The sequence below is a fragment of the Pseudophaeobacter sp. C1-32P7 genome (assembly GCF_041008775.1).
GTDB classification, from domain to species: domain Bacteria; phylum Pseudomonadota; class Alphaproteobacteria; order Rhodobacterales; family Rhodobacteraceae; genus Phycobacter; species Phycobacter gallaeciensis_A.
Genome location: NZ_JAXGFR010000009.1, coordinates 73886 through 100271, shown reverse-complemented (window position 1 = coordinate 100271; position 26386 = coordinate 73886). Strand labels below are relative to the sequence as shown.

Annotated in this window: 25 protein-coding genes, 1 other RNA gene and 1 riboswitch; of the genes, 14 read left to right on the top strand and 12 right to left on the bottom strand. The window is 61.2% G+C overall.

Annotated elements, in window-relative coordinates:
- Window positions 1–108 precede the first annotated feature (108 nt).
- Complete coding sequence (gene ltaE / locus SM763_RS14315) at window positions 109–1161, top strand: low-specificity L-threonine aldolase (RefSeq protein WP_368998933.1); 1053 nt, start codon at window positions 109–111, stop codon at window positions 1159–1161.
- On the opposite strand, the gene SM763_RS14310 is transcribed toward ltaE, so the two are convergent.
- The 5 genes from SM763_RS14310 to SM763_RS14290 all read right to left on the bottom strand — a co-directional run bounded on the left by SM763_RS14310 (window position 1158) and on the right by SM763_RS14290 (window position 4970).
- Window positions 1158–1580, bottom strand: a complete 423-nt coding sequence (locus tag SM763_RS14310) for a hypothetical protein (protein WP_368998932.1) — start codon at window positions 1578–1580, stop codon at window positions 1158–1160. The genes ltaE and SM763_RS14310 overlap by 4 nt on opposite strands.
- Before the next feature lie 22 nt (window positions 1581–1602).
- Window positions 1603–2202: a recombination mediator RecR gene (recR, locus tag SM763_RS14305; protein WP_065271302.1), complete on the bottom strand. Its 600-nt coding sequence runs from the start codon at window positions 2200–2202 to the stop codon at window positions 1603–1605.
- A 191-nt stretch (window positions 2203–2393) separates the two neighbouring features.
- Entirely contained in the window at window positions 2394–2738 is a 345-nt protein-coding gene (locus SM763_RS14300) for a YbaB/EbfC family nucleoid-associated protein (protein WP_065271301.1), read from the bottom strand.
- A 10-nt stretch (window positions 2739–2748) separates the two neighbouring features.
- On the bottom strand, window positions 2749–3102 hold the full coding sequence (locus SM763_RS14295) for a hypothetical protein (RefSeq protein ID WP_237028434.1): 354 nt from the start codon (window positions 3100–3102) through the stop codon (window positions 2749–2751).
- A gap of 20 nt (window positions 3103–3122) precedes the next feature.
- Entirely contained in the window at window positions 3123–4970 is a 1848-nt protein-coding gene (locus tag SM763_RS14290; protein ID WP_065271299.1) for a DNA polymerase III subunit gamma/tau, read from the bottom strand.
- 137 nt (window positions 4971–5107) lie between these two features.
- On the opposite strand from SM763_RS14290, the gene SM763_RS14285 reads away from it, so the two are divergent.
- Window positions 5108–5629 carry a protein-tyrosine phosphatase family protein gene (locus SM763_RS14285; RefSeq protein WP_065271298.1) on the top strand — a complete coding sequence of 174 codons (522 nt, stop codon included), beginning with the start codon at window positions 5108–5110 and terminating at the stop codon, window positions 5627–5629.
- A 113-nt stretch (window positions 5630–5742) separates the two neighbouring features.
- Here SM763_RS14285 and SM763_RS14280 read toward each other — a convergent pair whose 3' ends face one another.
- The 3 genes from SM763_RS14280 to nudC all read right to left on the bottom strand — a co-directional run bounded on the left by SM763_RS14280 (window position 5743) and on the right by nudC (window position 8096).
- Complete coding sequence (locus tag SM763_RS14280) at window positions 5743–6117, bottom strand: hypothetical protein (protein WP_065271297.1); 375 nt, start codon at window positions 6115–6117, stop codon at window positions 5743–5745.
- A 119-nt stretch (window positions 6118–6236) separates the two neighbouring features.
- A riboswitch (cobalamin riboswitch) is annotated at window positions 6237–6471 on the bottom strand.
- Between the two features lie 108 nt (window positions 6472–6579).
- Entirely contained in the window at window positions 6580–7047 is a 468-nt protein-coding gene (locus SM763_RS14275; RefSeq protein ID WP_274834876.1) for an SRPBCC family protein, read from the bottom strand.
- Between the two features lie 62 nt (window positions 7048–7109).
- Entirely contained in the window at window positions 7110–8096 is a 987-nt protein-coding gene (gene nudC, locus SM763_RS14270) for an NAD(+) diphosphatase (protein WP_274834875.1), read from the bottom strand.
- 337 nt (window positions 8097–8433) lie between these two features.
- Here nudC and SM763_RS14265 point away from each other — a divergent pair, with 337 nt between their 5' ends.
- Together SM763_RS14265 and ffs are read left to right on the top strand one after the other, a co-directional pair.
- Window positions 8434–10290 (top strand): 5'-nucleotidase C-terminal domain-containing protein, encoded by a 1857-nt coding sequence (locus SM763_RS14265; RefSeq protein WP_274834873.1) that lies wholly within the window; start codon window positions 8434–8436, stop codon window positions 10288–10290.
- Window positions 10291–10355: 65 nt separating this feature from the next.
- Window positions 10356–10454, top strand: an RNA gene (ffs, locus tag SM763_RS14260) — signal recognition particle sRNA small type.
- A gap of 66 nt (window positions 10455–10520) precedes the next feature.
- Here ffs and SM763_RS14255 read toward each other — a convergent pair.
- Window positions 10521–11354 (bottom strand): prephenate dehydratase, encoded by an 834-nt coding sequence (locus SM763_RS14255; RefSeq protein ID WP_065271293.1) that lies wholly within the window; start codon window positions 11352–11354, stop codon window positions 10521–10523.
- 119 nt (window positions 11355–11473) lie between these two features.
- Between SM763_RS14255 and SM763_RS14250 the strand changes: the two genes are divergently transcribed.
- The 5 genes from SM763_RS14250 (at window position 11474) to SM763_RS14230 (ending at window position 17927) form a co-directional block, all read left to right on the top strand.
- A complete protein-coding gene (locus SM763_RS14250) occupies window positions 11474–11980 on the top strand; it encodes a c-type cytochrome (protein ID WP_065271292.1) in 507 nt (168 codons plus the stop codon).
- Window positions 11981–12219: 239 nt separating this feature from the next.
- The gene (locus SM763_RS14245; RefSeq protein WP_490363285.1) at window positions 12220–14142 is read left to right on the top strand and encodes an extracellular solute-binding protein; all 1923 of its coding nucleotides are present in this window, start codon (window positions 12220–12222) and stop codon (window positions 14140–14142) included.
- A gap of 9 nt (window positions 14143–14151) precedes the next feature.
- Window positions 14152–15240 carry a microcin C ABC transporter permease YejB gene (locus SM763_RS14240; RefSeq protein ID WP_065271290.1) on the top strand — a complete coding sequence of 363 codons (1089 nt, stop codon included), beginning with the start codon at window positions 14152–14154 and terminating at the stop codon, window positions 15238–15240.
- A 3-nt stretch (window positions 15241–15243) separates the two neighbouring features.
- Window positions 15244–16350, top strand: coding sequence for an ABC transporter permease (locus tag SM763_RS14235; protein WP_368998930.1), 1107 nt, complete (start codon window positions 15244–15246; stop codon window positions 16348–16350).
- Window positions 16347–17927, top strand: a complete 1581-nt coding sequence (locus SM763_RS14230) for an ABC transporter ATP-binding protein (RefSeq protein WP_368998929.1) — start codon at window positions 16347–16349, stop codon at window positions 17925–17927. The genes SM763_RS14235 and SM763_RS14230 overlap by 4 nt, the downstream gene beginning before the upstream one ends.
- A gap of 66 nt (window positions 17928–17993) precedes the next feature.
- Here SM763_RS14230 and hemN read toward each other — a convergent pair whose 3' ends face one another.
- The gene (gene hemN / locus SM763_RS14225; protein ID WP_368998928.1) at window positions 17994–19349 is read right to left on the bottom strand and encodes an oxygen-independent coproporphyrinogen III oxidase; all 1356 of its coding nucleotides are present in this window, start codon (window positions 19347–19349) and stop codon (window positions 17994–17996) included.
- A gap of 61 nt (window positions 19350–19410) precedes the next feature.
- Here hemN and fnrL point away from each other — a divergent pair, with 61 nt between their 5' ends.
- Window positions 19411–20151 carry a transcriptional regulator FnrL gene (gene fnrL / locus SM763_RS14220; RefSeq protein WP_065271286.1) on the top strand — a complete coding sequence of 247 codons (741 nt, stop codon included), beginning with the start codon at window positions 19411–19413 and terminating at the stop codon, window positions 20149–20151.
- 79 nt (window positions 20152–20230) lie between these two features.
- On the opposite strand, the gene SM763_RS14215 is transcribed toward fnrL, so the two are convergent.
- The gene (locus SM763_RS14215; RefSeq protein WP_065271285.1) at window positions 20231–21124 is read right to left on the bottom strand and encodes a LysR family transcriptional regulator; all 894 of its coding nucleotides are present in this window, start codon (window positions 21122–21124) and stop codon (window positions 20231–20233) included.
- A 113-nt stretch (window positions 21125–21237) separates the two neighbouring features.
- On the opposite strand from SM763_RS14215, the gene glyA reads away from it, so the two are divergent.
- Together glyA and SM763_RS14205 are read left to right on the top strand one after the other, a co-directional pair.
- The gene (glyA, locus tag SM763_RS14210) at window positions 21238–22575 is read left to right on the top strand and encodes a serine hydroxymethyltransferase (RefSeq protein WP_368998927.1); all 1338 of its coding nucleotides are present in this window, start codon (window positions 21238–21240) and stop codon (window positions 22573–22575) included.
- 48 nt (window positions 22576–22623) lie between these two features.
- Window positions 22624–22881 (top strand): GlsB/YeaQ/YmgE family stress response membrane protein, encoded by a 258-nt coding sequence (locus SM763_RS14205; RefSeq protein WP_274832689.1) that lies wholly within the window; start codon window positions 22624–22626, stop codon window positions 22879–22881.
- A gap of 96 nt (window positions 22882–22977) precedes the next feature.
- On the opposite strand, the gene SM763_RS14200 is transcribed toward SM763_RS14205, so the two are convergent.
- The gene (locus SM763_RS14200) at window positions 22978–23817 is read right to left on the bottom strand and encodes a universal stress protein (protein ID WP_368998926.1); all 840 of its coding nucleotides are present in this window, start codon (window positions 23815–23817) and stop codon (window positions 22978–22980) included.
- Window positions 23818–24021: 204 nt separating this feature from the next.
- Between SM763_RS14200 and ccoN the strand changes: the two genes are divergently transcribed.
- Window positions 24022–25632 carry a cytochrome-c oxidase, cbb3-type subunit I gene (gene ccoN / locus SM763_RS14195; protein ID WP_065271283.1) on the top strand — a complete coding sequence of 537 codons (1611 nt, stop codon included), beginning with the start codon at window positions 24022–24024 and terminating at the stop codon, window positions 25630–25632.
- Window positions 25633–25645: 13 nt separating this feature from the next.
- The gene (gene ccoO / locus SM763_RS14190) at window positions 25646–26374 is read left to right on the top strand and encodes a cytochrome-c oxidase, cbb3-type subunit II (protein WP_065271282.1); all 729 of its coding nucleotides are present in this window, start codon (window positions 25646–25648) and stop codon (window positions 26372–26374) included.
- The last annotated feature ends 12 nt before the right edge of the window (window positions 26375–26386 follow it).

Here is a 26386-nt window from a genome sequence, read left to right as displayed (position 1 = left end):
ATCAGGGCTGAGGCGGGACACAGAAGGTTGTTATCTACCCGCGACTTGGGGGTTTTCGTGCCGACCTCTTGCGGCTAGCGTTGCGCAAAATCGACTGGAGAGATCATCATGAGCCAATATGCAGGAATGACGCAGACCGAAACCGGTGCAGGGGTGCTGTGCGATCTGCGCAGCGACACGGTCACCCGCCCCGACGCCGCGATGCGTCAGGCGATGGCGGCGGCCGAGGTGGGAGATGATGTCTATGGCGAGGATCCGCAGGTAAACCAGTTGGAGGCCACCCTGGCCGAGCGTCTGGGCAAGGAAGCGGGCCTGTTCCTGCCCACCGGCACCCAGAGCAACCTGACCGCGCTCCTGTCCCATTGCGGCCGCGGAGAGGAAATCATCACCGGCCGCGACTACCACGTATTCAAATACGAGGCGGCCGGCGCTTCGGTGCTGGGCGGCAGCGCGCTCTACCCGCTGGAGGTGCAGCCCGGCGGTGGACTTGATCCCGCAGCGATCGCGGCAGCGGTCAAACCGGATGATTCCCATATGCCGATCAGCCGCCTGCTGTCCTTGGAGAACACCCACAACGGACAGGCCATTTCGCTGGAGGACATGCGCGCGATGACCGATGCGGGCCGGGCTGCGGGCCTGTCGCTGCATCTGGACGGGGCGCGTTTTTTCAACGCCATCACCGAGCTGGGCTGCTCTGCACCGCATCTGGCGGTTCTGTTCGATACCGTGTCGATCTGCCTGTCCAAGGGTTTGGGCACGCCTGCGGGATCGGTTCTGGTCGGTCCGTCCGATCTGATTGCCCGCGCCCGGCGTTGGCGCAAGATGCTGGGCGGCGGCATGCGCCAGTCCGGGGTGTTGGCCGCAGCAGGCCTGATGGCATTGGAGCAGAACGTCGACCGTCTGGCCGAGGATCATGCCCGGGCCGCTACGCTGGCAGATGCCTTGCGCGCTCTGGGTGCCGGAGAGGTCACGCAAGCCACGAACATGGTATTCTTCACCTCAGCAGAGGTGCAGAACGCAGCCCTGCAGGCGCATCTGGCCAAGGCGGGCGTGGTGATCGGGGCAGGGGACAGCGGCCCGATCCGGCTGGTGCTGCACAAGGATGTCACCGATGAGGGCCTCAACGGCGCGATTGCCGCGTTCCAGGCCTTCTTCAGCTAAGGCGTTTCGCGACGGGTTATCCGTTGCACAAACGGGATCAGGGCAAATGCGATTTGCCCTGCCAACCCGATCGCCCCGGCAGCGGTGGCCCAATGGCCGAAGTAGCTTCTGGGGGCCGCGCCCATCAGGCTGGTGGCGAGTACATATTCCGCAACCATCAGTAGCCCGAAGGCCCAGATTCCCATCCACAGGCGCGCGGCGACAGGATGCAGATCCTTGCGGTTCCGGGGCAGATACCCGGCGATGAGCCAGCTGAGCGTCAGCATGACGGGCAGTTCAAGGCAGACCGCCCAGAGTTCATCCATCAGGGGCAGCAGCACAAAGATCCGCAGGCTGCCCAGAACAAATCCGCAGAAGAACACGGCCGCAAAATAAAATGTGGCGGCTCTCAGAACCAGGCGGTGCAGGGCGGTTGGCATGGCTGTCCTTCCCCTTTTGCCGTCAGAGTTCCTTACGGGCCTTCAGCGCGGCGCTGATGGTACCGTCGTCGAGGTAATCCAGCTCGCCGCCGATGGGTACACCCTGCGCGAGCGAGGTAAGTTTCACCTGGCCGCTCAGCTGGTCGGCGATGTAATGGGCCGTGGTCTGCCCGTCGATGGTGGCATTCAGCGCCAAGATCACCTCGCTCACTGCCTCGCTGCCGACCCGGTCGACCAATCGGGGAATGCGCAGGTCTTCGGGACCGATGGCATCCAGCGCCGAGAGGGTGCCGCCAAGCACGTGATAGCGTCCCTTGAAAACGCCTGCGCGCTCCATCGCCCAGAGATCCGAGACGCTTTCGACGACGCAGATCTCGCCATTGGCGCGGGCCTCACTGTCGCAGATCTCGCAGATGTCCTCGGTCCCCACGTTGCCGCAGTTGAGGCATTCGCGGGCGGTGGTGGCGACGCGGGTCATCATGTCCGACAGCGGTGTCAGCAAAAGCGCGCGTTTGCGGATCAGGTGCAACACCGCCCGCCGGGCCGAACGCGGCCCCATGCCGGGCAGTTTTGCCATCAGATCGATGAGGGTTTCGATGTCGCTGGTAGAGCGGTCTTGCATGGAGGCGGCCTTTGGAGTGTCAGCCCATATAGACGCATCACGGCGGGCAATGGCAAGGGGAGAGGCGACGGATGTTCAGGGTTTGTCTGGGCAGCGCCTGCGCGCCAGATTGGGCAAAGGGCGTATGCCCGTGAGACATGAAAAAGGCGGCCAAGGCCGCCTTTTCGGAACTTTTCAGTTGCGCCTCCGGATCAGAAAGGCAGCTTGATATCCTTGGGAAGGCCCATGCTTTCCGTGAGGTTGGTCATCTCTTCCTGCGCTTTTTCGGCTGCCTTGGACTGTGCGTCCTTGATGGCGGCCAGGATCAGGTCCTCGACCATTTCCTTGTCATCGCCATTGAAGATGGACGGGTCGATATCCAGCGCCTTGAGGTCGCCCTTGGCCGAGGCGGTGGCCTTGACCAGGCCCGCGCCTGCTTCGCCGGTGACCATGACGTTGTGCAGGTCTTCCTGCATCTGCGCCATCTTGGTTTGCAGTTCCTGTGCCGATTTCATCATCTTGGCCATATCGCCAAGACCGCCGAGGCCTTTGAGCATGGTGTTTCTCCTAAGTGCGGGGGCGCAGGGCGCCGTAAGTCATCCCCGAACATATCGCAATTGCAAGCGCGATGAACAAGTGGGGGGAGGCAGTGCAGTCTTCGATTATGCCCAAGGCACTCTTATCATCAAAGAAAAGCTCATGATTATCCACGGCAATCGCGAACGCCAGCATGCCCCAAAGAACGCCTGCGATTGCAAAGGAGGCGCGCTTTCTGCTGTACAGCGCGAATCCGGCAAGAGCGAAGAGGGCCAATACAGCAGGCGTGGCCGACATCCGCCAAAGCACATCCCACGCGCTGTCGGAAAGATCGCCGGTGGCAAGGCAGGTTTTGGCGAAGGCGGTTGTTGGCAGGGTGAACAAGAGGACCGTCAGGCCAGTCGCTACCCGTCTTCGAACGGATCCCATTCGTCTTCTACCTCGGGCAGGGCTTCGGCCTCGACCTCGGCGGCCATTTCCTCGGCGGTACGGATGCGGGTGATCCGGGCCTTGGGGAAACTGTCGATCACCGCCTGTACCAGTGGGTGTTCGCTGGCCTTGGTGCGCAGCGCGTTTTCGGCGGCATCGCGGATTTCGGCGATCGTCGGGGCCTCGCCGTCGGGTGCGATGGTGACGACCCAGCGGCTGCCGGTCCAGTTTTGCAAGGCGGTGCCAAGGCGCGCAGCAAGGTCTCGGGGCGCATTCGCATGCGGTGTGAATTCGATCCGGCCCGGCTGGTAAGCGACGAGGCGCACGCCTGTTTCCACCTCGACCAGCAGTTTCACATCACGGTTGGTGCGGATCAGTTCCACCACATGCTCGAAGGTCGGGTAGCGGGCGAGGGCCTTTTCTGCGGCCGGTGCCAGCGCAGTGGCTTGTCCCTGCCTTTGGCTGTGCGACATGGTCATGCCGCCGGACGGTCCACCGCCCGGTGCGCCTTGCGGCGGAGCAGAGGTGATAGTCGATGTCCCGCCCGCGGCAGGCGCGCCCATGCTTTGCATGGGCATTCCGCCACCACCGCCGGGCGGCGGGGGCGGCATATCCTGCAGCTTGCGGATCAACTCCTCGGGACTGGGCAGATCGGCCACGTGCGTCAGGCGGATCACCGCCATCTCGGCAGCCATCATGGCGTTGGGGGCGGCGGCGACCTCTTCCAGCGCCTTGAGCAGCATCTGCCACATGCGGGTCAACACCCGCATCGGCAGCGCTTCGGCCATCTGTTGACCGCGGGCGCGCTCATCCGGGCTGATGGTCGGATCCTCTGCCGCGTCTGGCGTAATCTTTACCACCGACACCCAATGGGTGATTTCGGCCAGATCGCGCAGAACAGCCAGCGGATCGGCGCCTTCGGCATATTGCGAGGAGAGCTCGCTGAGCGCCGCAGCCGCATCGCCGCGCAGGATCATATCCATCAGATCCAGCACCCGGCCCCGGTCGGCAAGGCCCAGCATGGCGCGGACCTGATCGGCGGTGGTCTCGCCCGCGCCGTGGGAAATCGCCTGATCCAGCAGCGAGGTTGCATCGCGGGCCGAACCTTCGGCGGCGCGGGTGATGAGAGCGAGCGCATCCTCGGCAATCTGGGCGTTTTCGGCAGTTGCGATCTTGCGCAGGAGGGCGATCATGACCTCGGGCTCAATCCGGCGCAGATCGAACCGCTGGCAGCGCGACAGGACCGTCACCGGAACCTTGCGGATCTCGGTGGTGGCAAAGATGAACTTCACATGGGCGGGGGGTTCCTCCAGCGTTTTCAGCAGCGCGTTGAACGCGCTGGTCGACAGCATGTGAACCTCGTCGATGATGTAGATCTTATAGCGGGCTGAGGCCGCGCGGTATTGCACCGAATCGATGATTTCGCGGATGTCGCCGACGCCGGTGCGGCTGGCGGCGTCCATCTCCATCACGTCCACGTGGCGGCCTTCCATGATCGCGAGGCAATGCTCGCACTGACCGCAGGGTTCGGTGGTGGGGCCGCCGGTGCCATCGGTGCCGATACAGTTCATCCCCTTGGCTATGATCCGGGCGGTGGTGGTCTTACCCGTGCCGCGAATACCGGTCATGATGAAAGCCTGGGCGATCCGGTTCGCGGCAAAGGCGTTTTTCAGCGTACGCACCATGGCGTCCTGGCCAACCAGATCCGCAAAGGTTTCGGGCCGGTACTTGCGGGCGAGGACCTGATACTGGCCAGACGGCTGCTCCGCGTGCTGAACCTCAGCGGTTTGGGTTTCAGGATCGGATGTTGGGGTGTCGCTCATGCTGTCTCGTGCCGGATTCGGAATGGGATTGGGACCGCCTCATAGGGTAGGGAAGCCCGCGGGCTTCGTCCACCGCTGTTGACCGTCCGGCAGGGCAGGTGGCAGAGTTTTTCCCTGTATGTGGTGGAGAGTGTGTGATGACTGGGATGAGTTCAGATGGGGCAGGCCTGCAGGCCGGGCAGCCCTTTACGATCTACGCGGTGTCCGCCGCCAATGGCATTCTTGCTATCTGCCCGCTGCCCGGTGCCGGGGGCGACTACAAGGGGGATCTTGAGCTGATCCACGACTGGCAGCCCGGTCTGGTCATTTCCATGACCACCGAAGCCGAGCATGTCTCTGTCGGGGCCGCGACGCTGGGGGTTGATCTACAGAGCATGGGAAGCCGCTGGGTGCATCTGCCGGTGGCGGATTTTGGTGTGCCCGGCCCGGAGGTGAACGAAGCCTGGCCCGGGGTCAGCGCCTCGGCGCGCCAGGCGCTGAACGGTGGCGGCCGCGTTCTGGTGCATTGCCGGGGCGGCTGCGGGCGCTCCGGCATGGTGGTGCTGCGCCTGTTGATCGAATGCGGTGTTGCGCCAGAGGCGGCGCTGAACCGGCTGCGCATGTCTCGCCCCTGCGCGGTCGAGACCGAGGCACAGATGGCCTGGGCCCGCAGCCGCTGAGACCAAGGCGGCCCGCCGGAGCGGGCCCGGCTGTCATCCCGCTTCCTTCTTCACAGGGCGCGGCATTCACCGAATAAAACCGACGCCCCTCCTGTTGTTTGCTGGGTCTGCCGCTACGCCGCGCTGAGCGGGATGGCTTCTCCAAAGGAGCAGGGGCGATGTGGCAGGTGATCTGCGGGCTGCGCTTTTGCATCGCTGGACAGCAGCGCGTCGGCAAAACGGTCCAGACCGCTGCGCTCTGCTGCGGTGTCCACTTCGCAGAACACCCGGATCCTGTCGTGCGAGGCAAAAAAGCGCGCCGGGCAATGGCGGGTGCAGCCATCGAGCAGGCTGTCGCCGGTGATTTCAAAATCCTCTTCGGTCATATCCCGCGCGGTATCGAGCGCCCCGCACAGGGCCACCAGCATCCGTTCCAGTGCCGGGCAGCTTGCCCCGGTGTGTTGACAGGTTGTTGCCGCAAGTTCATGCGTTTTTGTCGTCCAGATCATCGCGCCCTCCGCGCTAAGGCAGGGGCATAAAGAGGGGGAGAGACATGTGGCCGGATGCTTGTCGGCCAGAACGGGCCGCGCTGCAGGAGCCATCTCACCCGCTCCGGACACCCCGCCCGGTTTCGAGTTGTGCGATGGCAGGTCTCCTGACTTGCGGGTCTGGGCTTCTCCGGTCCTTCCCGGCCGCAGGCTGTCGCCTTGCGCCCAGTGGATCTTCCGGGGTCGCTCTCCGCCTACAGTTGCGGGGGCAGTCGTGGAATTGTTCTGGCCGAGAGAGGCCGGATCGCACCACGTTCCCTTTTCATCCCGGACTCGCAAAGGCGGATCGCGGAAACCATCTGTGAAATGGGTAGCGGGTCGAAGGGCGAGTCGTCAATTCGCTTGTGTGAAAGTCGGAGAAATCCGCGCCAACGCCAGCAAGCCAGGTAAGCTAGCTGATTTGTGCAGGCGGATGCGGTGCCCTCAGGCCGTGCGGTTCAACCGTTCTTCGGTCAGCCGGGCGAAATCTGCCGCGCGCGCTTTGAATTTCTTATTGAGCGAGCCGCGCGCCAGTTTGAAGGATTGCAGCAGCAACCGCCCCGACAGGGTCTTGGCCGTCAGGTTGAGCGCAATTGTTACACGGGTGCGCCGCGGCGACAGCGCCATCAGTTCGATCTCGGTTTCGCCGCTCAGCCCGCTGCTGTCGCCGGACAGCAGAATGCGGGTGACGGGATCATAGGATTTGAGAGCAATGCGCAGCTCGCGCGCCTTGCCGCGAAAGTTGAATTTGGTATCCCAAGCGAGGCCGTTTTCAGGCGTGCTGATATCGCCGATCCGTTGCACGTCGATGCCGCGCCGGATGGCCGAGCGTTCAAAGCTTTCAAAGTCCGACAGGGCTTCAAACACGTCGGCGATCGGTGAATCGATATCTTCTTTACTCGTGAAATCCATGACTCTGACGCCTGCTTGCCTGTTTTGATTGATCAATTCTCAGCGTGGCCGCGATATTCCCTTTAATCCAGCGTATCCGCAAGCCAGTTCTGCAACAGAAAATGTGCAATTGCTCCTTTTCGGGCAGGCTTCAGGATCGGGTGCTCTCCGGCAAAGGCGGTCATCATGTCCTGCTTGCTGACCCAGATCGCGTCCTCGATTTCATCTGGGTCGATGGTCAGCTCGCGATCCAGCGCGATCCCGTGGCAGCCGAACATCAGCGACATGGGAAAGGGCCAGGGCTGGCTGGACAGGTACTCCACCTCTCCGACCTTCACGCCGGATTCTTCCAGAACTTCACGCCGCACGGCGGCCTCCAGCGTTTCGCCGGGTTCAACGAAACCGGCCAGCAGGGAGTACATACCTTCTGGCCAGCCGGGTGAGCGGCCCATCAGGACCTCGTCCCCATGGGTAATCAGCATGATCACAACCGGGTCGGTGCGGGGGAAATGGCTCGCCTTGCAGCTGGGGCAATTTCTTTGCCAGCCAGCCTGAACCATATCACTGGGGTGGCCACAGCGGGCACAGAACCCATGCGAGCCATGCCAGGAAAACAGCGCCTTGGCGGTGGCGGCCAGCTCGGCCTCCAGCGGGGTCAGCCGGGTCATCACCCTGCGCAGCTCGGCGAAAGCATAACCGGAGGGCAGGTCCGGGTGCTGTTGCTCCGTTACATCGGCAAAACTGGCCAGCGCCATCTCGTCCAGCGCATCGGGCTGCCAACTGCTGATGTCGCAGGCGAAGGCCGGGCTTTGATCCGGCAGGAGGCCGAGAAACAGAGCGGCGTCGCGGCACCCTGCGGCCATCGGATGCGTGGTGGAGATCCAGGCAAGCGCGTCCGGTCCGCGCTCTGGATCTGACCGCTGGCACAGGGGTTTGCCGCGCCACATCATCAGCACCTGTGCGTCCTTTGCCCCCCAGGCAGCGTCTAGCGCTTCGGCATCCGCACGCAGATGCGCGCTGCGGTCCAGGCCACCCTTGCCGCCAAATGTCACCTCTTCGGCCCGTTTCATATCGTTGTCCTTCTTTTGGCAGGGGATCCGGCGTTAAGGCCCGATTTCCTGCATTGATGGCGGCAAAACCGCGCAATGACCAGCCTGTTCGGGTAGCGCGGTCGATGCATTTTTATGGTTGTGAGCGGATGTTTAACGCCGGGTCACCGGTCTGCCGCTGGATATTGGCGTTAGACCGGTCAAATTTTCGGCATCAGCGCCACAATCGTTAACATCCTCAAAAATGGTGACTTTGCAAATCAAGGAAACGCTGTTTCAAAGGGTTAACGCGTTCGTGTCAGAACGTGAGAAAAAAACGAAGATCGGAAGACGCCGTGCAGGCTGCGGGTAGAGCAATATGACAGGACCGGATCAATCCTTGCCATTGGGGAAGGGGGTGCTGCGCTTGTTGGCAACCACCGATCTGCACAGCAATCTGCTCAGCTACGACTATTATGCCGACCGGCCGGACCCCAGCATCGGCCTGTCCCGCGTCGCGTCCCTGATCGCAGAGGCGCGGCAAGAGGTCCGGGAGGCTGGGGGCACGGTGCTGCTCTTGGACAATGGTGATGGGCTGCAAGGGGCGCCGATTGGTGAAATTTCCTCTGACGACCCGATCGTGCCGCATCCGCTGATGCAGGCCTTCAACGTGTTGCAATACGATGCCATCGGGCTTGGAAATCACGACTTCAACTTCGGTCTGGAGACGCTTGAGCAGGTGCTGGAGCAGGCACCTTGTCCGGTGATTTGCTCGAATATGACAGCCGTGGAGGAGGGACGGAAGCTACCTTTCGCCCGCTCCACCATTCTGGAGCGGGAGGTGCCTGCCTGCGCTGGTGCACCGCCGCTGCGGATCGGGATCCTGTCGGTGCTGCCGCCGCAGACGGTAACATGGGATGCGCATCTTCTCGAAGGTCAGGTCGTGGTTGCGGACATGGTGCAGGCGGCTGCCGCCGCTGCCAGCGCGCTGCGGCGGGAAGGATGCGATATCGTGATCGCATTGGCGCATACCGGTGTCGGAGGGTTGGAGCGGGTGCCGGGCATGGAGAATGCCTTGCTTCCCATCGCGGCCACGGCGGGAATCGATGCGGTGATTGGCGGGCACACCCACAAGACCCTTCCAGATCCCGAGCACAGTTTCACCAAGCCGGTGGTCATGCCGGGTGCGCATGGATCACACCTGGGGCAGATCGATCTGCAGGTGTCGCACGGCCCGGAGGGGTGGCGGCTGGAAAATTGGGACGCCCGCCTCAAACCCATCTGCAGCAGGGCAGAGAATGGCGATCTGATGTCTCTGGTCGAGGAGGACGCTGAACTGACCCGTGCGCTTGGCCCCGCGCATGATTCAACGCGCGAACGGATGCGTCAGCCAGTTGGCTTCAGTGACGTGCCTTTGCACTCCTTCTTTACTTTCTTTGGGCCCGATCTTGGGCTGGAACTTGCAGCAGCAGCGCAGGCGGCAGCGGTCAGGCCGCTGCTGGAAGGCACTGAGGTTGGTAAACTGCCGCTCTTGTCCGCGGCGGCGCCAGGCAAATTCGGTGGCCGTTCCGGGCCGGGGCATTATACCGACATCGGGCGTGGCGATCTGTGTATGCGCAACGTCGCTGATCTTCACATCTTCCCGAATGAGCTGAGGCTGGTGGTTGCGACCGGCGCGCAGGTGCTGGACTGGCTGGAAATGTCCGCGGGTGTGTTCAAACAAGTCCGCCCAGGCAGTACCGAACAGGAACTGGTTGATCCCAGCCGTGCCGGGCATAATTTTGACGTTCTTTTTGGCCTGCAATACGAAATAGATCTCTCGGCACCGCCGCGGTTTTCCTCCTCTGGCGTGCGGATCAACCCGGCGGCAGGGCGCATTCGACGTCTGCGCGTGCATGGGCGGCCCGTGGCCCCTGCGCAGCGTTTTGCCGTCGTTGTCAACAGTTACAGGGTCAGCGGTGGTGGTAATTTCCAGATGGTCAAAGACGCCGAGAGCATCCCGCTGCCGCCGGTGCGAATCCGGGATGTGATCCGGGACTACGTTGCGGGTCGCCTGCCTGAGGATCCACTGGCGCAGGAAGAGTATCCGTGGCGGTTTGCCGAGCTCAACAACGCCGAGGCTGCCGCCTATACCAGCCCGGAGGCGGTGCAGTATCTGGATGAATTGCCGGAGGGGCAGGTGCGCAACTGCGGCATGACACCAAAAGGCTTTCTGAAACTGATGCTTGCCCTCTGAACTGCGGAGCGGTGGATCGGGGAGGCCCCCTTGTCATTGCTGCGGCAGCCGCCTATATCGGGATTCGAGAGGTTGGCGCGGGCAAGCGCCTCGCCAACCTGGTCAGGTCCGGAAGGAAGCAGCCACAACGAGCCCCGCTTGGGTCGATGTCCAACCTCTCACCTTTCCCCAAAATACAGGTCCAGCCCGCCGAAAGGCGTGGGCTGTCTTAATGCCCGCAGAATTACAGGTTAGTAGCGGCCATTGTCAGCGGGATAGACGCCCAGGATCTCGACGTTGGTGGTAAAATAGGCCAGCTCGTCCATTGCCAGCTGCACGTTCTCATCCTCGGGATGGCCTTCGATATCGGCATAGAACTGTGTCGCCGTGAAGGAGCCGTCGACCATATAGCTTTCCAGCTTGGTCATGTTGATTCCATTGGTGGCAAAGCCACCCATCGCCTTGTAGAGCGCGGCGGGGATGTTGCGCACCTGGAACACGAAACTTGTGATCATGCCATGGGCACCGCGACGGCTGTAATCTGGCTCGCGCGACATGATCAGGAACCGCGTGGTGTTGTCGCCGTTGTCTTCGATATGGCGGGCCAGCACATCCAAACCGTAGATCTCTCCGGCCAGCTCGCTGGCGAGGGCGGCAACGTGTTTGTCGCCAGCCTCCGCCACATCGCGGGCGGCCCGTGCGTTGTCGGGGCTGACCCGGCCGGTGATGTCATGTTTACGCAGGAACTGTCCGCATTGCGGTAGAAGAACCAGATGCGATTTCGCCTCGCGGATATCTTCCAGCCGGGCACCGGGCACGCCCAGAAGATTGATATGCACCCGCACAAATGCCTCGTCGACAATATGCAAGCCGCTGTGCGGCAGCAGACGGTGAATATCGGCCACCCGACCATAGGTCGAATTCTCCACCGGCAGCATGGCGAGGTCCGCCTGACCGCTTGTCACTGCTGCGATCGTGTCCTCGAAATTGCGGCAGGGAAGCACTTCCATGTCGTGCCGCGCGTTGCGGCAGGCTTCGTGGCTGTAAGAGCCAAGCTCCCCCTGAATGGCGATTTTTCCGGTCATGAGTGCGACTTTCCTGCAAAACTTGGACAATCGGGCGTTTCGTCGCGCTGTCTACACCTTGCCACTTGAGAGGGGAAGCCTTAGACACCCTCCCAGACAGCTGAAATGGACTCGCGATCATGTTTGACACGATGACCCTTACCAAAGCGACTGCAGGCTTCTGCGGCGCGTTCCTCGTGTTCCTCCTGGGCAAATGGGCCGCAGAGGAACTGTATCATGTGGAGGCCCATGGCGAGGCTTCTTACGTGATTGAAGTGGCAGAGGCAGGTGGTGCAGAAGAAGAAGTGGAAGAAGTCAGCTTTGAAGAGCTGATGGCCTCCGCTGACGTTGGCAAAGGCGCCAAAGTCTTCAAGAAATGCTCCGCGTGCCACAAGCTTGAGGCTGGCGCCAATGCGACCGGTCCTTATCTCTACGGTGTGGTTGACCGTCCCAAGGCAAGCGCCGAAGGATTTGGTTACTCCGGTGCCCTGTCCGGTATGGAAGGCGCATGGACCGCTGAGAACCTCAATGAATTCCTGATCAAACCGTCCGACTACGCACCGGGCACCACGATGAGCTTCTCTGGCCTGAAAAAGGTCAAGGACCGCGTGAACCTGATCGCTTATCTGGACAGCCTCGACGACTAAACCGTCGCTCCGGCTGGTACAGAACCGGATTCGAGTTTTGAAAGGCCGCTGATCCTCAGCGGCCTTTCGCTTTTTGTGGGGCCTGTCGGAGAATATGTGCCGCAAAAGGATGGGAAATTGCCCTGGCCCAACCCGAAAGTGACCGCATCACAACTTGAATGTTGCGCCTGCCTGCCATTAGCTTGAAATACGGTAGAAATCCGGATCGCTTGAACACCGGACAGCGGAGGTTAAGGCAGATGAGATCACAACAGATGACAGCCCGAACGCGAGCCATGAACGCGGGGCTTCCGGCGCCGCTTGGGTTTGTGATGCTGAGCGTTTTGATGCTGGGCGCGATGGTGCTGGTACTTGCAGGACAGGCCCGCGCCGAAGAGACGATCATCAAAAGCCATGGGTTCGCGGAATTCGGTGAGCTGAAATACCCCGAAGGATTCGCGCATTTCGACTATGTGAACCCGGATGCACCCAAGGGCGGGGAGCTGTCCTTTTCCGCAGTCGGCACCTTCGACAGCATGAACCCCTTTACCCGCAAGGGGCGCGGCGGGGCGCTGTCGTCCTATCATCTGGAAAGCTTGCTGATCGAATCCTATGACGAGCCGGGCTCCTATTACGGGCTGATCGCGGAAAGTCTGGAGTATCCCGAAAGCCAGGATTGGGTGATCTTCAACCTGCGCCCCGAGGCGCGGTTTTCGGATGGAACGCCTGTGACTGCCGATGACGTGGTCTTTTCCCACAACATCCTGCTGGATCAGGGACTGCAATCCTACGCCGAAGCGGTGCGTAAACGCATCCCCAAGGCCGAGGCGCTTGGCCCGCACCGGGTCAAATTCTACTTCTCGCCCGATTTCCCGCGCCGCGCGATGATTTCGCAGGTCGCAGGCACGCCCGTCTTCTCCAAGGCCTGGTTCGAAGCCGATCCCGAAAACCGCCGTCTTGATGAGCCGCGTCTGGATCCGGGAATCGGGTCGGGGCCATATGTTCTCGACAGCTTCGACATCAATCAGCGTATCGTCTACAGCCGCAATCCGGATTACTGGGGCGCCAATCTCAATGTGAATGTCGGCCGCCACAACTACGACAGTATCCGGATCGAGTATTTCGGCGATGCCATCGCGGCGATGGAAGGGTTCAAGGCCGGTGTCTACACCCTGCGCCCCGAGAACAGTTCCAAAAGCTGGGCGACCGCCTATGAGTTTGACGCGGTTGCGCGCGGCGATGTCATCAAGGACGAAATCCCCGACGGTAACGTACCTGCTGCCAATGGTTTTGTAATGAACCTGCTGCGTCCCGTGTTCCAGGACATCCGCGTGCGCGAAGCGGTGCAACTGGCCTTCAACTTCGAATGGACCAACGAAAGCTTGCAATACGGGTTGTTCCGGCACCGCTCCTCCTTCTGGCAGGACAGTGCGCTAGAGGCCAAGGGCCTGCCAGAAGGGCGCGAAAAAGAAGTGCTCGAGGCGCTGGGCGACCAGATCGACCCCACCATCCTGACCACTGAACCAGTGATGGCACACGCTTCGAAACCGGGACGTCCATCGGACCGCCGCAATCTGCGCCGGGCGATGAAACTGCTGGATGAGGCAGGCTGGGCCGTTGGCGATGACGGGGTGCGCCGCAATGCGGCGGGCGAGGTCATGCAGATCGAATTCCTGCTGGATAGCCCGACGCTGGAACGCATCGTACAGCCCTATGTCGCGAACCTCATCACCATGGGGATCGATGCCAAGCTGAACCGGGTGGATTTCGCGCAATACACCAGCCGTCGCCGGGAAAAGGATTTCGATATGGTGAGCTTTGCCTATCCGAAGTCGCTGGAACCTTCGACGGGTCTTTATCAGCAATTCGGATCGGAGGCGCACCAATATTCGGTGTTCAATCCCGCAGGGCTGGCCGATCCGGCAGTGGACGCGCTGATCGACAATATCGTCAAGGCCACCACCGAGGAGGAACTCCACGCCAGCGCCCGCGCGCTGGACCGGGTGCTGCGGGCTAAGCGGTTTATGGTTCCCACGTGGTATCTGGACGTGAACTGGATCGCCTACTGGAGCATGTATGAATACCCCGAAAACCTGCCGCCCTATGCGCCGGGCACGATGGATCTGTGGTGGGTGAACGCCGAAAAGGAGGCCGCTCTCAAGGCCTCTGGCGCGTTGCGGTAGGCCCGTCCCATGGCAGCCTATATTCTGCGGCGTTTCCTGCTGGTGATCCCGACCCTGTTCGGGATCATGGTGATCAACTTTGCCCTGGTGCAATTTGTGCCGGGCGGGCCGGTGGAACAGATCATTGCCCAGATGCAGGGCAGTGGTGATGTGTTCGAAGGCTTTGCCGGTGGTGGCGGCGATGCGGGGGCCACGGAAACCCTTGGATCGAATGACAACTATGCGGGTCGTCAGGGCCTGCCGCCGGAGCTGATCGAAGAGTTGAACGCGCAATTCGGTCTAGACAAGCCGCCATTGGAGCGGTTCATCCAGATGATCGGCAACTATCTTCGGTTCGATTTCGGCGAAAGTTATTTCCGCAAGATCGATGTCACCGAACTGGTGATGGAGAAAATGCCGGTGTCGATTTCGCTGGGCCTGTGGTCGACCTTGATCGCCTATATGATCTCGATCCCGATGGGCATCCGCAAGGCGCTGAGCGACGGGTCGCGTTTCGATACTTGGACCAGTGGCATGATTATCGCGGCCTATGCGATCCCCTCGTTCCTGTTCGCGATCCTATTGCTGGTGCTCTTTGCCGGTGGCTCTTATTGGCAGATCTTTCCGCTGCGGGGGCTGACCTCGGACAACTGGGAGGAGCTAAGCCTGCTGGCCAAGATTGGGGATTACTTCTGGCACATCGCGCTGCCGGTCATCGCCTCCACCATCGGGGCTTTTGCGACGCTGACGCTGCTGACCAAGAACTCCTTCCTGGATGAGATCAAGAAACAATACGTGATGACAGCCCGGGCCAAGGGGCTGAGCGAACGACGGGTTCTGTATGGCCATGTGTTCCGCAATGCCATGCTGATCGTGATCGCGGGCTTCCCGGCGGTGTTCATCGGCGTCTTCTTCTCGGGCAGCCTGATCATCGAAACGATCTTCTCGCTCGACGGGCTGGGGCGTCTCGGGTTTGAGGCCGCCGTGGCGCGTGATTATCCGGTGATCTTCGGCACGCTGTTCATCTTTGGCCTGATGAGTCTCGTCGTGGGGATCGTGTCCGACATCATGTATGTGCTGGTCGACCCACGCATCGACTTTGAAAAGAGAGAGGGCTGAGCCATGGCATTGTCCCCACTCAACCAGCGCCGCTGGAACAATTTCCGCCGCAACAAGCGGGCTTTCTGGTCGTTCTGGATCTTTTCGGTGCTGTTCGTGCTGTCGTTGTTTGCCGAGTTCATCGCCAACGACAAACCGATTCTGGTCAGTTATCGCGGCGACTTGCACATGCCGATTTTCAAGTTCTATCCCGAAACCGCCTTTGGCGGCGATTTCAGGACCGAGGCGGTCTACAAGGACCCCGAGGTGGAATGCCTGATCCGTTCGGGCGGCAATCTGGACTGTTTCGATGACCCTGAGGGGATCATGGAGCAAATCGCAGCTGGTACCTTTGCAGGGGAAGATTTCCACGAAGGCTGGACCATCTGGCCGCCGATTCCCTACAGCTTTAACACCACGGTGGACCGGCCCGGTGCAGCGCCGCTGCCGCCGAACGGGCAGAACCTCTTAGGCACCGATGATACCAAGCGGGACGTGCTGGCGCGGGTCATCCACGGCTTCCGCCTGTCCATCGTCTTTACCCTGATCGTGACAGGTGCGGCAACCGTTCTCGGCATCGCGGCAGGCGCCGTGCAGGGCTATTTTGGCGGCTGGCTGGATCTTCTGTTCCAGCGGTTCATCGAAATCTGGAGCTCGACCCCGACGCTTTATGTGATCATCATCATGTTCGCGATCCTGGGGCGCAGTTTCTGGCTGCTGGTCTTCCTTATGATCCTGTTCGGCTGGACCGCGCTGGTCGGGGTGGTGCGCGCCGAATTCCTGCGGGCGCGCAATCTGGAGTACGTGCGCGCGGCCAAGGCGCTGGGTGTTGGCAACATGACCATCATGTTCCGCCACATGCTGCCGAATGCCATGGTGGCGACCCTGACGATGATGCCCTTCATCGTGACCGGCACTATCTCTTCGCTGGCAGGGCTCGATTTCCTCGGCTTTGGCCTGCCGTCCTCGGCGCCTTCGCTGGGGGAGTTGACCCTGCAGGCGAAACAGAACCTTGAAGCGCCCTGGCTGGCCTTCACCGCCTTCTTCACCTTCGCCATCATGCTGTCGCTTCTTGTCTTTATCTTTGAAGGCATCCGCGACGCCTTCGACCCAAGAAAGACCTTCTCATGACTGCGATACTGGAGGTGAAAGGCCTGCGTGTCTCTTTCCGCCAAGACGGCAAGGAGACCGAAGCGGTCAAAGGCGTGTCCTTTGAGGTGGGGCGCGGCGAAACGGTGGCGCTGGTGGGGGAATCCGGCTCTGGCAAATCCGTGTCGGCTCTGTCGACGGTGTCGCTTCTGGGGGACAGTGCCACGGTGAAGGGATCGGTGCTGTACAATGGCGAAGAGATGGTCGGCGCCGACGAAAAGCACCTGATGAAACTGCGTGGCAACGACATCAGCTTTATCTTTCAGGAGCCGATGACCTCGCTCAACCCGCTGCACACCATTGAAAAGCAACTGTCGGAATCGCTGGCCCTGCATCAGGGGCTGGTGGGGCAGGCGGCGCGGGACCGCATTCTGGAACTGCTGATCAAGGTCGGCATCCGCGATCCGGAAACTCGTCTTGGCGCCTATCCGCACGAGCTGTCCGGTGGGCAGCGGCAGCGGGTGATGATCGCCATGGCGCTGGCCAACAAGCCCGAGATCCTGATCGCGGATGAGCCGACCACTGCGCTGGATGTCACCATTCAGGCCCAGATTCTCGAACTTCTGGCCGAGCTGAAGGAAAGCGAAGGCATGGGGTTGTTGTTCATCACCCATGATCTGGCCATCGTGCGGCGCATTGCCGACCGGGTTTGCGTGATGAAAGACGGCGAGATCGTCGAAAGCGGTCCTGCCGAGGACATTTTTGCGAACCCGCAGCATCCCTATACGCAGAAATTGCTGGCGGCCGAGCCCTCCGGGCAACCTGCCGCCGTGCCCGAAGGCGCCGAGGAATTGGTCCGAACCTCGGATCTCAAGGTCTGGTTCCCGATCCAGAAGGGGCTGTTGAAGCGCACCGTTGGGCATGTGAAGGCGGTCAATCCGACCTCCATTTCCGTCCAGGCAGGGGAAACCCTTGGCATTGTCGGGGAAAGCGGCTCTGGCAAGACGACCCTGGCGTTGGCCATCATGCGGCTGATTGCGTCGGAGGGTGAGGTGCGATTCCGCGGTGATGACCTGCGACAATGGTCAACGCGGGATCTGCGGCGCCTGCGCAAGGACATGCAGATCGTGTTTCAGGATCCCTTCGGCTCTCTCAGCCCGCGGATGACCTGCGCACAGATCATTTCCGAAGGTCTGGCAATCCATAAGGTCGATCAGCATCGCGACACCCGCGAGTTGGTGGCTGAGGTGATGGTGGAGGTGGGCCTAGACCCGGCGGCGATGGACCGCTACCCGCACGAGTTTTCGGGCGGACAGCGGCAACGCATCGCCATTGCCCGTGCCATGGTGCTGCGGCCGCGGCTGGTGGTTCTGGATGAGCCGACATCGGCGCTGGACATGACGGTTCAGGTGCAGATCGTCGATCTGCTGCGCGATCTGCAGACGCGCTATGGGTTGGCCTATCTGTTCATTTCCCACGATCTGAACGTCGTGCGCGCCATGTCGCACAAAATGATTGTGATGAAGCAGGGCGACGTGGTGGAGGCTGGGCAGGCAGACGCGCTGTTTGACACCCCCCAAGAGGAATACACGCGCCAGCTTCTTGCGGCGACGCGATGAATGGCTGACCGGCTAGCGGCAGGCCGCGGGGCCTTTTGAGGTCCCGTCGCGATATCAAACGGGATATCAGATCGCGGAGCTGTGCCCGGCCTGGTTCACCTCATAGGCGTCCAGACTACGTGCGATCATCCGGGTCAGGGGGCGGGCGCGCTCCGGGATCGACAGCCCTTCCTGCGACAGTTCCACCATGTTCGGAAAGGCGCGGGCTGTTTGCTCCAGCACATCCCGGAGCCATTGCGCCGAAATCTGAAACTTGCCCAGGATATCTTCGGCGCTGATCCTGAAATCGCACATCAGCGATTCGATCATGCGACCCCGCAACTTGTCTTCTCCCTGAAAGACATGTCCGCGCGCGGTTGCAAACTGACCTGTCGCTATCGCCCTTGCGTGGTCCGCGGTGCCGGGGGCGTTCTGGGCGTAGCCCTGCGGGAAGCGCGAGATTGCCGAGGCGCCGATGCCGATCAGAACGTCGGCGGGATCCTCGGTATAGCCCTGGAAATTCCGTTTGAGCCGCCCCGAGGTCTGAGCCTTGACCAGACTGTCGTCCGGCCGGGCAAAATGGTCGATGCCAATCTCGTGGTAGCCGTCCCACAGGAAAAGGCGCCGGGCGGTATCAAAAAGATCCAGCCGATTTTCGGGCGTCGGCAGGGTATCCGTAGGAATCATGGTCTGGCGCCGCGCCATCCAGGGCACATGCGCATATCCAAACAGGGCGATCCGATCCGGTGAGAGGGACAACAGTTTCTGCGCGCTGTCGGTGATCCGCTCCGGCGTCTGATGTGGCAGCCCGAACAGGATGTCAGCATTGATACTGTGGATTCCCCGCGCGCGCAGCATTTCGAAGGTTTCATGCGTCAACTCATAACTTTGCAGCCGCCCGATTGCGTTCTGGATGGTGGTATCGAAATCCTGCACTCCGATCGAGGCCCGGTTCATGCCTGCCTCGGCCAGGGCATCCAGCCGCGCCGCGTCGCATTCGTTTGGATCAATCTCGACCGAAAACTTGGTGCCAAGGGCCCATGGCGCTAGATCGGCCTGCGCGGCGGCCAGTTCACGAATCATATCGGCTGATAGCAGCGTCGGTGTGCCACCGCCCCAATGCAGCCGGGACAGGCTGACACCTTCGGGGAGGTGCGATTTCAGCAGCGCGATTTCGGCCTTGAGCGTGTCGAGATAGGCTCTGACCGGGGCGTCTGACTGGGTGCCCTGTGTGCGGCAGGCGCAGAACCAGCACAGCCTGCGGCAGAAAGGCACATGCACATAAAGCGAGATCTGACTGCCAGGCGCGATATCCCTTAGCCAGCCTGAGAAAACACTGGCATTTACGCCGCCTGCAAAGTGCGGCGCCGTGGGGTAGCTGGTATAGCGCGGCACTTTAGCATCGAATAATCCGAGGCTTGCCAATTGTGATTTCTGTTTCATCGGACTATCGTAAATCGTGTACGAGTAACTAGACTTTGACCCAGATCAAGCGGGACACGCCATGACAGCCCCCACGATTTCATCTTTCAACTGTGGTGATTGCCCGATCAGGCATCGCGCGGTCTGTGCGCGCTGCGATTCGGATGAATTGGAAGAGTTGGATGCCATCAAATACTATCGGACCTATGAGGCGGGGCGCCCGATTATCTGGTCCGGCGACTCGATGAATTTTGTCGGTTCGGTGGTTTCCGGCATCGCGACCCTGACCCAGACAATGGAAGATGGTCGTACCCAGATGGTCGGTCTTCTCCTGCCCAGCGATTTTGTCGGACGCCCCGGGCGCGATGGCGCGGCCTATAACGTGGTCGCCACAACCGAAGTGGTGATGTGCTGTTTCCGCAAGAAACCCTTTGAAGAACTGATGGCGCGTACGCCACATATCGCGCACCGCCTGCTTGAAATGACGCTGGATGAACTGGACGCCGCGCGGGAATGGATGCTGGTACTGGGCCGCAAGACTGCCCGGGAAAAGATCGCCAGCCTGCTATCGATCATTGCCCGCCGGGATGCGTCTCTGACTCCCGCAGGAGCGAAGGATCGGATGGTGTTTGATCTGCCGCTCACGCGGGAGGCAATGGCAGACTACCTTGGCCTGACCCTTGAAACCGTCAGCCGCCAGATGTCGGCGCTGAAAAAGGACGGCGTGATCGAGCTCGAAGGCAAGCGGCACGTGACCGTGCCCGACATGGGGCGCCTGCTGGAAGAAGCGGGCGACGATAGTGACGGTGGTTTCCTCGGCTGAGATCCACGCTGTGCGCAATCAACGCGTGCATATTGGACAGGGGCGAAACAGGTGCAGATCTGTCCGCCCCTTTTTCGTGTCAGCTTTGCAAGATCTCTTCTCCAGCGCTGCTTTTCAGCCACTCCGCCACCTGATTGACTGCAGCTGCCGAGCCCCGGCCGGGCAGGCGCCACAGGCGCAGGGCATCCGGCAGTGTAACCTTGGTGGCAAAGGGCGCAACCAGCCGTCCTGATTGCAGCAAAGGCGCCAAAAGGGCGGCGTGGCCGATCAGCACCCCGGCACCGTTCAGGGTTTCCTCTACCGCGAGGGCATAGAGCGAATAGACCGGTCCCCGTGGCGTCACCTTCTCACTGAGATCCACTGCAGCCAGCCAATGCATCCAGTCCCGGTCCCATGTGGTGTCAGTCAGGCAGGGCACATTTCGCAGATCCTCTGGCCGCGAAAGCTGTGCGGCCAGATTGGGGGCACAGACTGGAAATATGACATCTCGTTCCACTGGCTGCCCCTGCGACGGGTCGAAGAACAGGCACAGATCATAAGGCGTGCGTTTCAGGTTGGGCGGTGTTTCCAGCGCGGTGACCGAAATGGCAACCTCGGGCATGGCCTGCCGCAGGGCGGGCAAACGTGGGGACAACCAGAACTGCGCGACCGAGGGTAGGGTTGCGATATGCACTACCGCCGGGGCTGCTTCATCCCGCAGGGTTTGCACCGCCCTGGCCAGCTGATCAAAGGCGGCGGTAAATTCGGGCAGGGCACGCGCGCCCGGCGCGGTCAGCTCCACTGCCTTGGCCCGGCGATGAAACAGCGGCGCCCCAAGCGCATCTTCCAGCGTCTTGATATGCGCCGATACCGCCCCTGGCGTGACGCCAAGCTCCTGCGCTGCGGCGGCAAAACTACCGAGCCGGGCAGCAGCCTCGAAGGCGCGCAAGGCGGTCAGGGGCAGGGATCTGGGACGGGGCGGAGAGACGCTCATGAAAAAAGGCCTAGTTTTTCTAACCCTAATTTTTCACAAAACTGGTTTGCGCACAAGGGGGCACGGCGGCTTCACTGAGGCAACGCAATAGATCCGCAACAGGGATGATCCACATGACTGATCCGGCAAAACAACGCCTTGCACAGCGCCCTTGGGTGCCAGCGGCCTGCGAGGCTCATGTGCAGGAGATTGCACAGCAGACTGCCGCTGCAACGACCGAGAGGCTGTCGGGGCGGATCGATGCGCTGATCCGACGCAATGCGGAAATCCACGATGAAGAGTGTTTCAACCTCAACCCAGCCACCAACGTGATGAACCCGGCTGCCGAGGCGGTGTTGTCATCCGGGCTCGGCAGTCGGCCGTCGCTGGGCTATCCTGGCGACAAATATGAAATGGGGCTGGAGGCCATTGAGGAGATCGAGGTGATCGCCGCCGAATTGGCCGCCGAGGTGTTTCAGGCGGCCTATGCCGAGGTTCGGGTCGGCTCCGGCGCGCTCGCCAATCTCTATGGTTTCATGGCTCTGACGCAGCCGGGGGACAGTATCATCGCGCCGCCCGCCACCGTGGGTGGACATGTGACGCACCATGAGGCGGGCTGTGCTGGGCTTTACGGGTTGAAAACACATCCGGCGCCAGTGCACGCGGATGGCTACACCGTGGATCTGGATGGCTTGCGCCGTATGGCGCATGAGGTGCAGCCAAGCCTGATCACCATCGGCGGCAGTCTGAACCTCTTTCCGCACCCGGTGGCAGAGGTCCGCGCCATCGCAGATGAGGTCGGCGCAAAGGTGCTGTTCGACGCGGCGCATCAATGCGGCATCATCGCGGGCGGCGCCTGGGCCAATCCACTACAGGAGGGCGCCCATCTGATGACGATGAGCACCTACAAGAGCCTTGGCGGGCCGGCCGGGGGGCTGATTGTCAGTAATGACGCGGCGGTTGCCGAGCGGCTTGATGCCATCGCCTTTCCGGGGATGACGGCCAATTTTGACGCGGCCAAGACGGCGGCGCTTGCGGTCAGCCTGCTGGACTGGGTCGATTATGGCGCCGCCTATGCCAAGGCGATGATCGACTTGGCGCAGGCGCTGGCGGATGAATTGGAAAAGCTTGGATTGCCGGTGTTCAAGGGCGCAGGAAAGGCAACCCAATCGCATCAGTTCGCGGTTGAGGCCGCTGGATTCGGTGGTGGGCAGGCAGCATCCAAAACCCTGCGGAAAGCCGGGTTCCTGGCCTGTGGGATCGGCCTGCCAATTGCCGAGGTGCCGGGTGACATGAACGGTCTGCGCATCGGAACACCCGAATTGGTGCGCCGGGGTGTCACGCCTGCGGATGCGCCGAAACTGGCGGCGCTGATCGCGCAGGGGTTGATCGGGAACGATCCCGCAGCCGTGGCACCGCGCACCCGCGCGATGCGGGCACGGTTCCAGGGCATGCATTACGTGCGGGCGTGACCTCGCAGGGCTTCGCAGCTAAGCTGCCTGGAACAGGGGAGAAATCATATGCACTTCGAAAGTCTGATCGGAATGCTGATCATCGGCGCCTTGGCAGGGTGGCTGTCGGGCAAGATCATGCAGGGACGCGGGTTTGGCGTCATTGGCAATATCATCGTGGGGATTGTCGGCGCCTTTCTGGCGGGGGCAATCTTCCCAGCTCTTGGTTTTGCCGTTGGCGGCGGGGTGCTGGCCTCGGTGATCCACGCCACCATCGGCGCGGTGATTCTATTGTTTGTCATAGGGTTGATCCGAAAAGCACGCTGAGTCAGCCCGGCGACAGAACGCAAAAAAGGCGCCCTTGATCGGGCGCCTTTTGTTTGCGTCGTTTCTTTGCCAGCCACGCGTGGCCAGTCGGTGAAATCAGTGGGCCATAAAGACTGGAACGGTCGCTTTTTCCAGCATGTTGCGGGTCGCGCCGCCCAGAATCGCCTCGCGGAAACGGGAGTGGCCATAGGCGCCCATCACGATCATATCCGCACCGGTATCGTTGGCATGACGGTTCAGGATGTCCGAGACCCGTGGCATCGTCTTGCTGAGTACGTCGATTTCGCATTTCACGCCATGGCGCGAGAGCATCTGCGCCAGCATCCCGCCGGGATCGGACCGTTCCGGGCTGTGCTGCGGCGGGTCGATGACGACGATGCGGGCCACCTCGGCGCCTTCGAGGAAGGGCAGCGCCTTGCGGATCGCGGTCATAGCCTCGATGCTTTCGTTCCAAGCCAGCAGCACGGTTTTCGGCTGGGTGATCGGCTCGGCGTCATCCGGCACCACCAAAACCGGAGTGCGGCCTTCAAACAGGGCCGCTTCGACCACGGGCTCTGCCTCTACGCCGATGCCTTCGCCGTAGGGTTTGCCGAGTACTACCAGATCCGAGAATCGCGCATGATGCGCCACGTGGCGGCCCAGATCGGCCACCGGCGCGATGGCGATATCGGTCGAAAAGGGCGTGCCACTGCGCTCCATGACCTCTGCGGCGTGGGTTTGGACCTCTGCTGCTTCTTCCTGTGCCCGTACCATGGCTTCCTGGATGATCATGGCATTGGCACCGGCGTAGTAGTACCCCGTTTGGGTCCGGTCCACGCCAAGGCACAGAACCTCGGTATGGCCGGAAAAATGCTCTGCCAGAGCGGCGGCCTGAGCCAGCGGAGCTGCGGCGGTGTTCTGGTCAGTCAGAACGGATAAGAAGGTTTTGTAGGTCATTGTCATCCCTTGGTGGAAATAGCGCAAAATCCCCAGAAGGGACCGCGTTTCAATGGCTGTGCCATAAATGATGTGTCACACTTGTTTGGCAATTGTCTTGATGCAGATCAATGCATGGAAACGGCGCGTTCTGCATCACAAACTCGGTCTAAAAAGGTCCCGCGTGGCGGAAGAATCGCGCGGTACATGTTAAAGGGACGCAAGATGTCTAATTATCTCAAGCTGATAGCGCTTGGTCTGGTCACGCTCTTTGCGATGATCGGGATCAACTATGCGCGCGATCTGGCTTACCAGGTGCACGCGATCATCGTGATGCTCGTGGCTGGTGGGCTTTTCCTCTACACACTTCGCAAGACGGATGAGCCGGTACCGGCCACCGGCAATCTGGAGCACGAATATTTCGATAGCGTCGTGCGCTACGGGGTCATTGCCACCGCCTTTTGGGGCGTTGTTGGTTTTCTGGCGGGCACGTTTATTGCCTTCCAGCTGGCCTTTCCGGTTCTGAACTTCGACTGGGCGCAGGGCTTTGCCAACTTTGGCCGTCTGCGTCCGCTGCACACCTCGGCGGTGATCTTCGCCTTCGGGGGCAACGCGCTTCTGGCAACCTCTTTCTACGTCGTTCAGCGCACCTCCGCGGCGCGGCTTTGGGGCGGCAACTTGGCGTGGTTCGTGTTCTGGGGCTATCAGCTGTTCATCGTTCTGGCCGCCACCGGCTATGTTCTGGGCGGGACCCAGTCCAAGGAATACGCCGAGCCGGAATGGTATGTTGACCTGTGGCTGACCATCGTATGGGTCGCCTATCTTGCTGTCTTCCTTGGTACGCTGATCAAGCGGAAAGAGCCGCATATCTACGTCGCCAACTGGTTCTACCTGGCCTTTATCGTGACCGTCGCGATGCTGCACGTGGTCAACAACCTGACCATCCCGGTCTCCATCTGGGGGTCCAAATCGGTCATCGTCTGGCCCGGCGTGCAGGATGCCATGGTGCAGTGGTGGTATGGCCACAACGCGGTGGGCTTCTTCCTGACCGCTGGCTTCCTCGGCATGATGTACTACTTCATCCCGAAACAGGCCGAACGCCCCGTGTTCAGCTACAAACTGTCGATCATCCACTTCTGGGCGCTGATCTTCATCTACATCTGGGCTGGTCCGCACCACCTGCACTACACCGCGCTGCCTGACTGGGCCTCGACCCTTGGCATGGTGTTCTCGATCGTGCTGTGGATGCCGTCCTGGGGTGGTATGATCAACGGTCTGATGACGCTGTCGGGTGCATGGGACAAGCTGCGCACCGACCCCGTCATCCGCATGATGGTGATCTCGGTCGGCTTCTACGGCATGTCCACCTTCGAAGGTCCGATGATGTCGATCCGCGCCGTGAACTCGCTGTCGCACTACACCGACTGGACCATCGGTCATGTACACTCCGGTGCTCTTGGCTGGAATGGCATGATCACCTTCGGTGCCCTCTACTTCCTGGTGCCGGTTCTGTGGAAACGTGAGCGTCTCTACTCGCTGCAGATGGTGTCCTGGCACTTCTGGCTCGCCACCATCGGTATCGTTCTCTATGCCGCCTCCATGTGGGTGACCGGCATCATGGAAGGCCTGATGTGGCGCGAAGTGGATGCGAATGGCTTCCTGGTGAACTCCTTTGCCGACACCGTGGCTGCAAAGCTTCCGATGTATGTGGTGCGCGGTCTGGGCGGGGTCATGTACCTCACCGGTGCGATCATCATGTGCTACAACCTCATCATGACCGTCCGTCGGGCGCCGGCTAAAGAAGCCAGCCTGTCGGTCTCGGTCCCGGCTGAATAAGGAGGGCCGGACAATGGCAATTCTCGACAAACATAAAATCCTCGAGACCAACGCGACCCTCCTTCTGGTGTGCAGCTTCCTGGTTGTGACCATCGGTGGTCTGGTGCAGATCGCACCGCTGTTCTGGCTGGAAAACACCATCGAAGAGGTGGAGGGCATGCGTCCCTACACCCCGCTGGAGATGGCTGGTCGCGAAGTCTACATCCGTGAAGGCTGCTATGTGTGCCACAGCCAGATGATCCGCCCCATGCGGGACGAGGTCGAACGCTATGGTCACTACTCGCTGGCGGCGGAATCGATGTACGATCACCCGTTCCAGTGGGGGTCCAAGCGGACCGGGCCGGATCTGGCCCGCGTCGGTGGCCGCTACTCGGATGAGTGGCACGTGGATCACCTGCGCAATCCGCAGTCGGTGGTGCCGGAATCGGTGATGCCCAAATATGGCTTCCTTGAGCGGACCATGCTGGACGGCAAATACATCGGTGACATCATGGCCACCAATGCGATCCTGGGCGTGCCCTACACCGACGAGATGGTCGAAGCCGCGCAAGCCGACTTCATGGCGCAAGCGGATCCCGACAGCGATTACGACGGTCTGATGGAGCGCTATGGCGAAGACATCAATGTGCGTAACTTTGATGGCCAGCCGGGTGTTTCCGAAGCGGACGCTCTGATCGCCTATCTGCAGATGCTGGGGACTCTGGTCGACTTCTCGACCTTCACCCCGGATGCAAGCCGCTAAGCGGGAGGGACA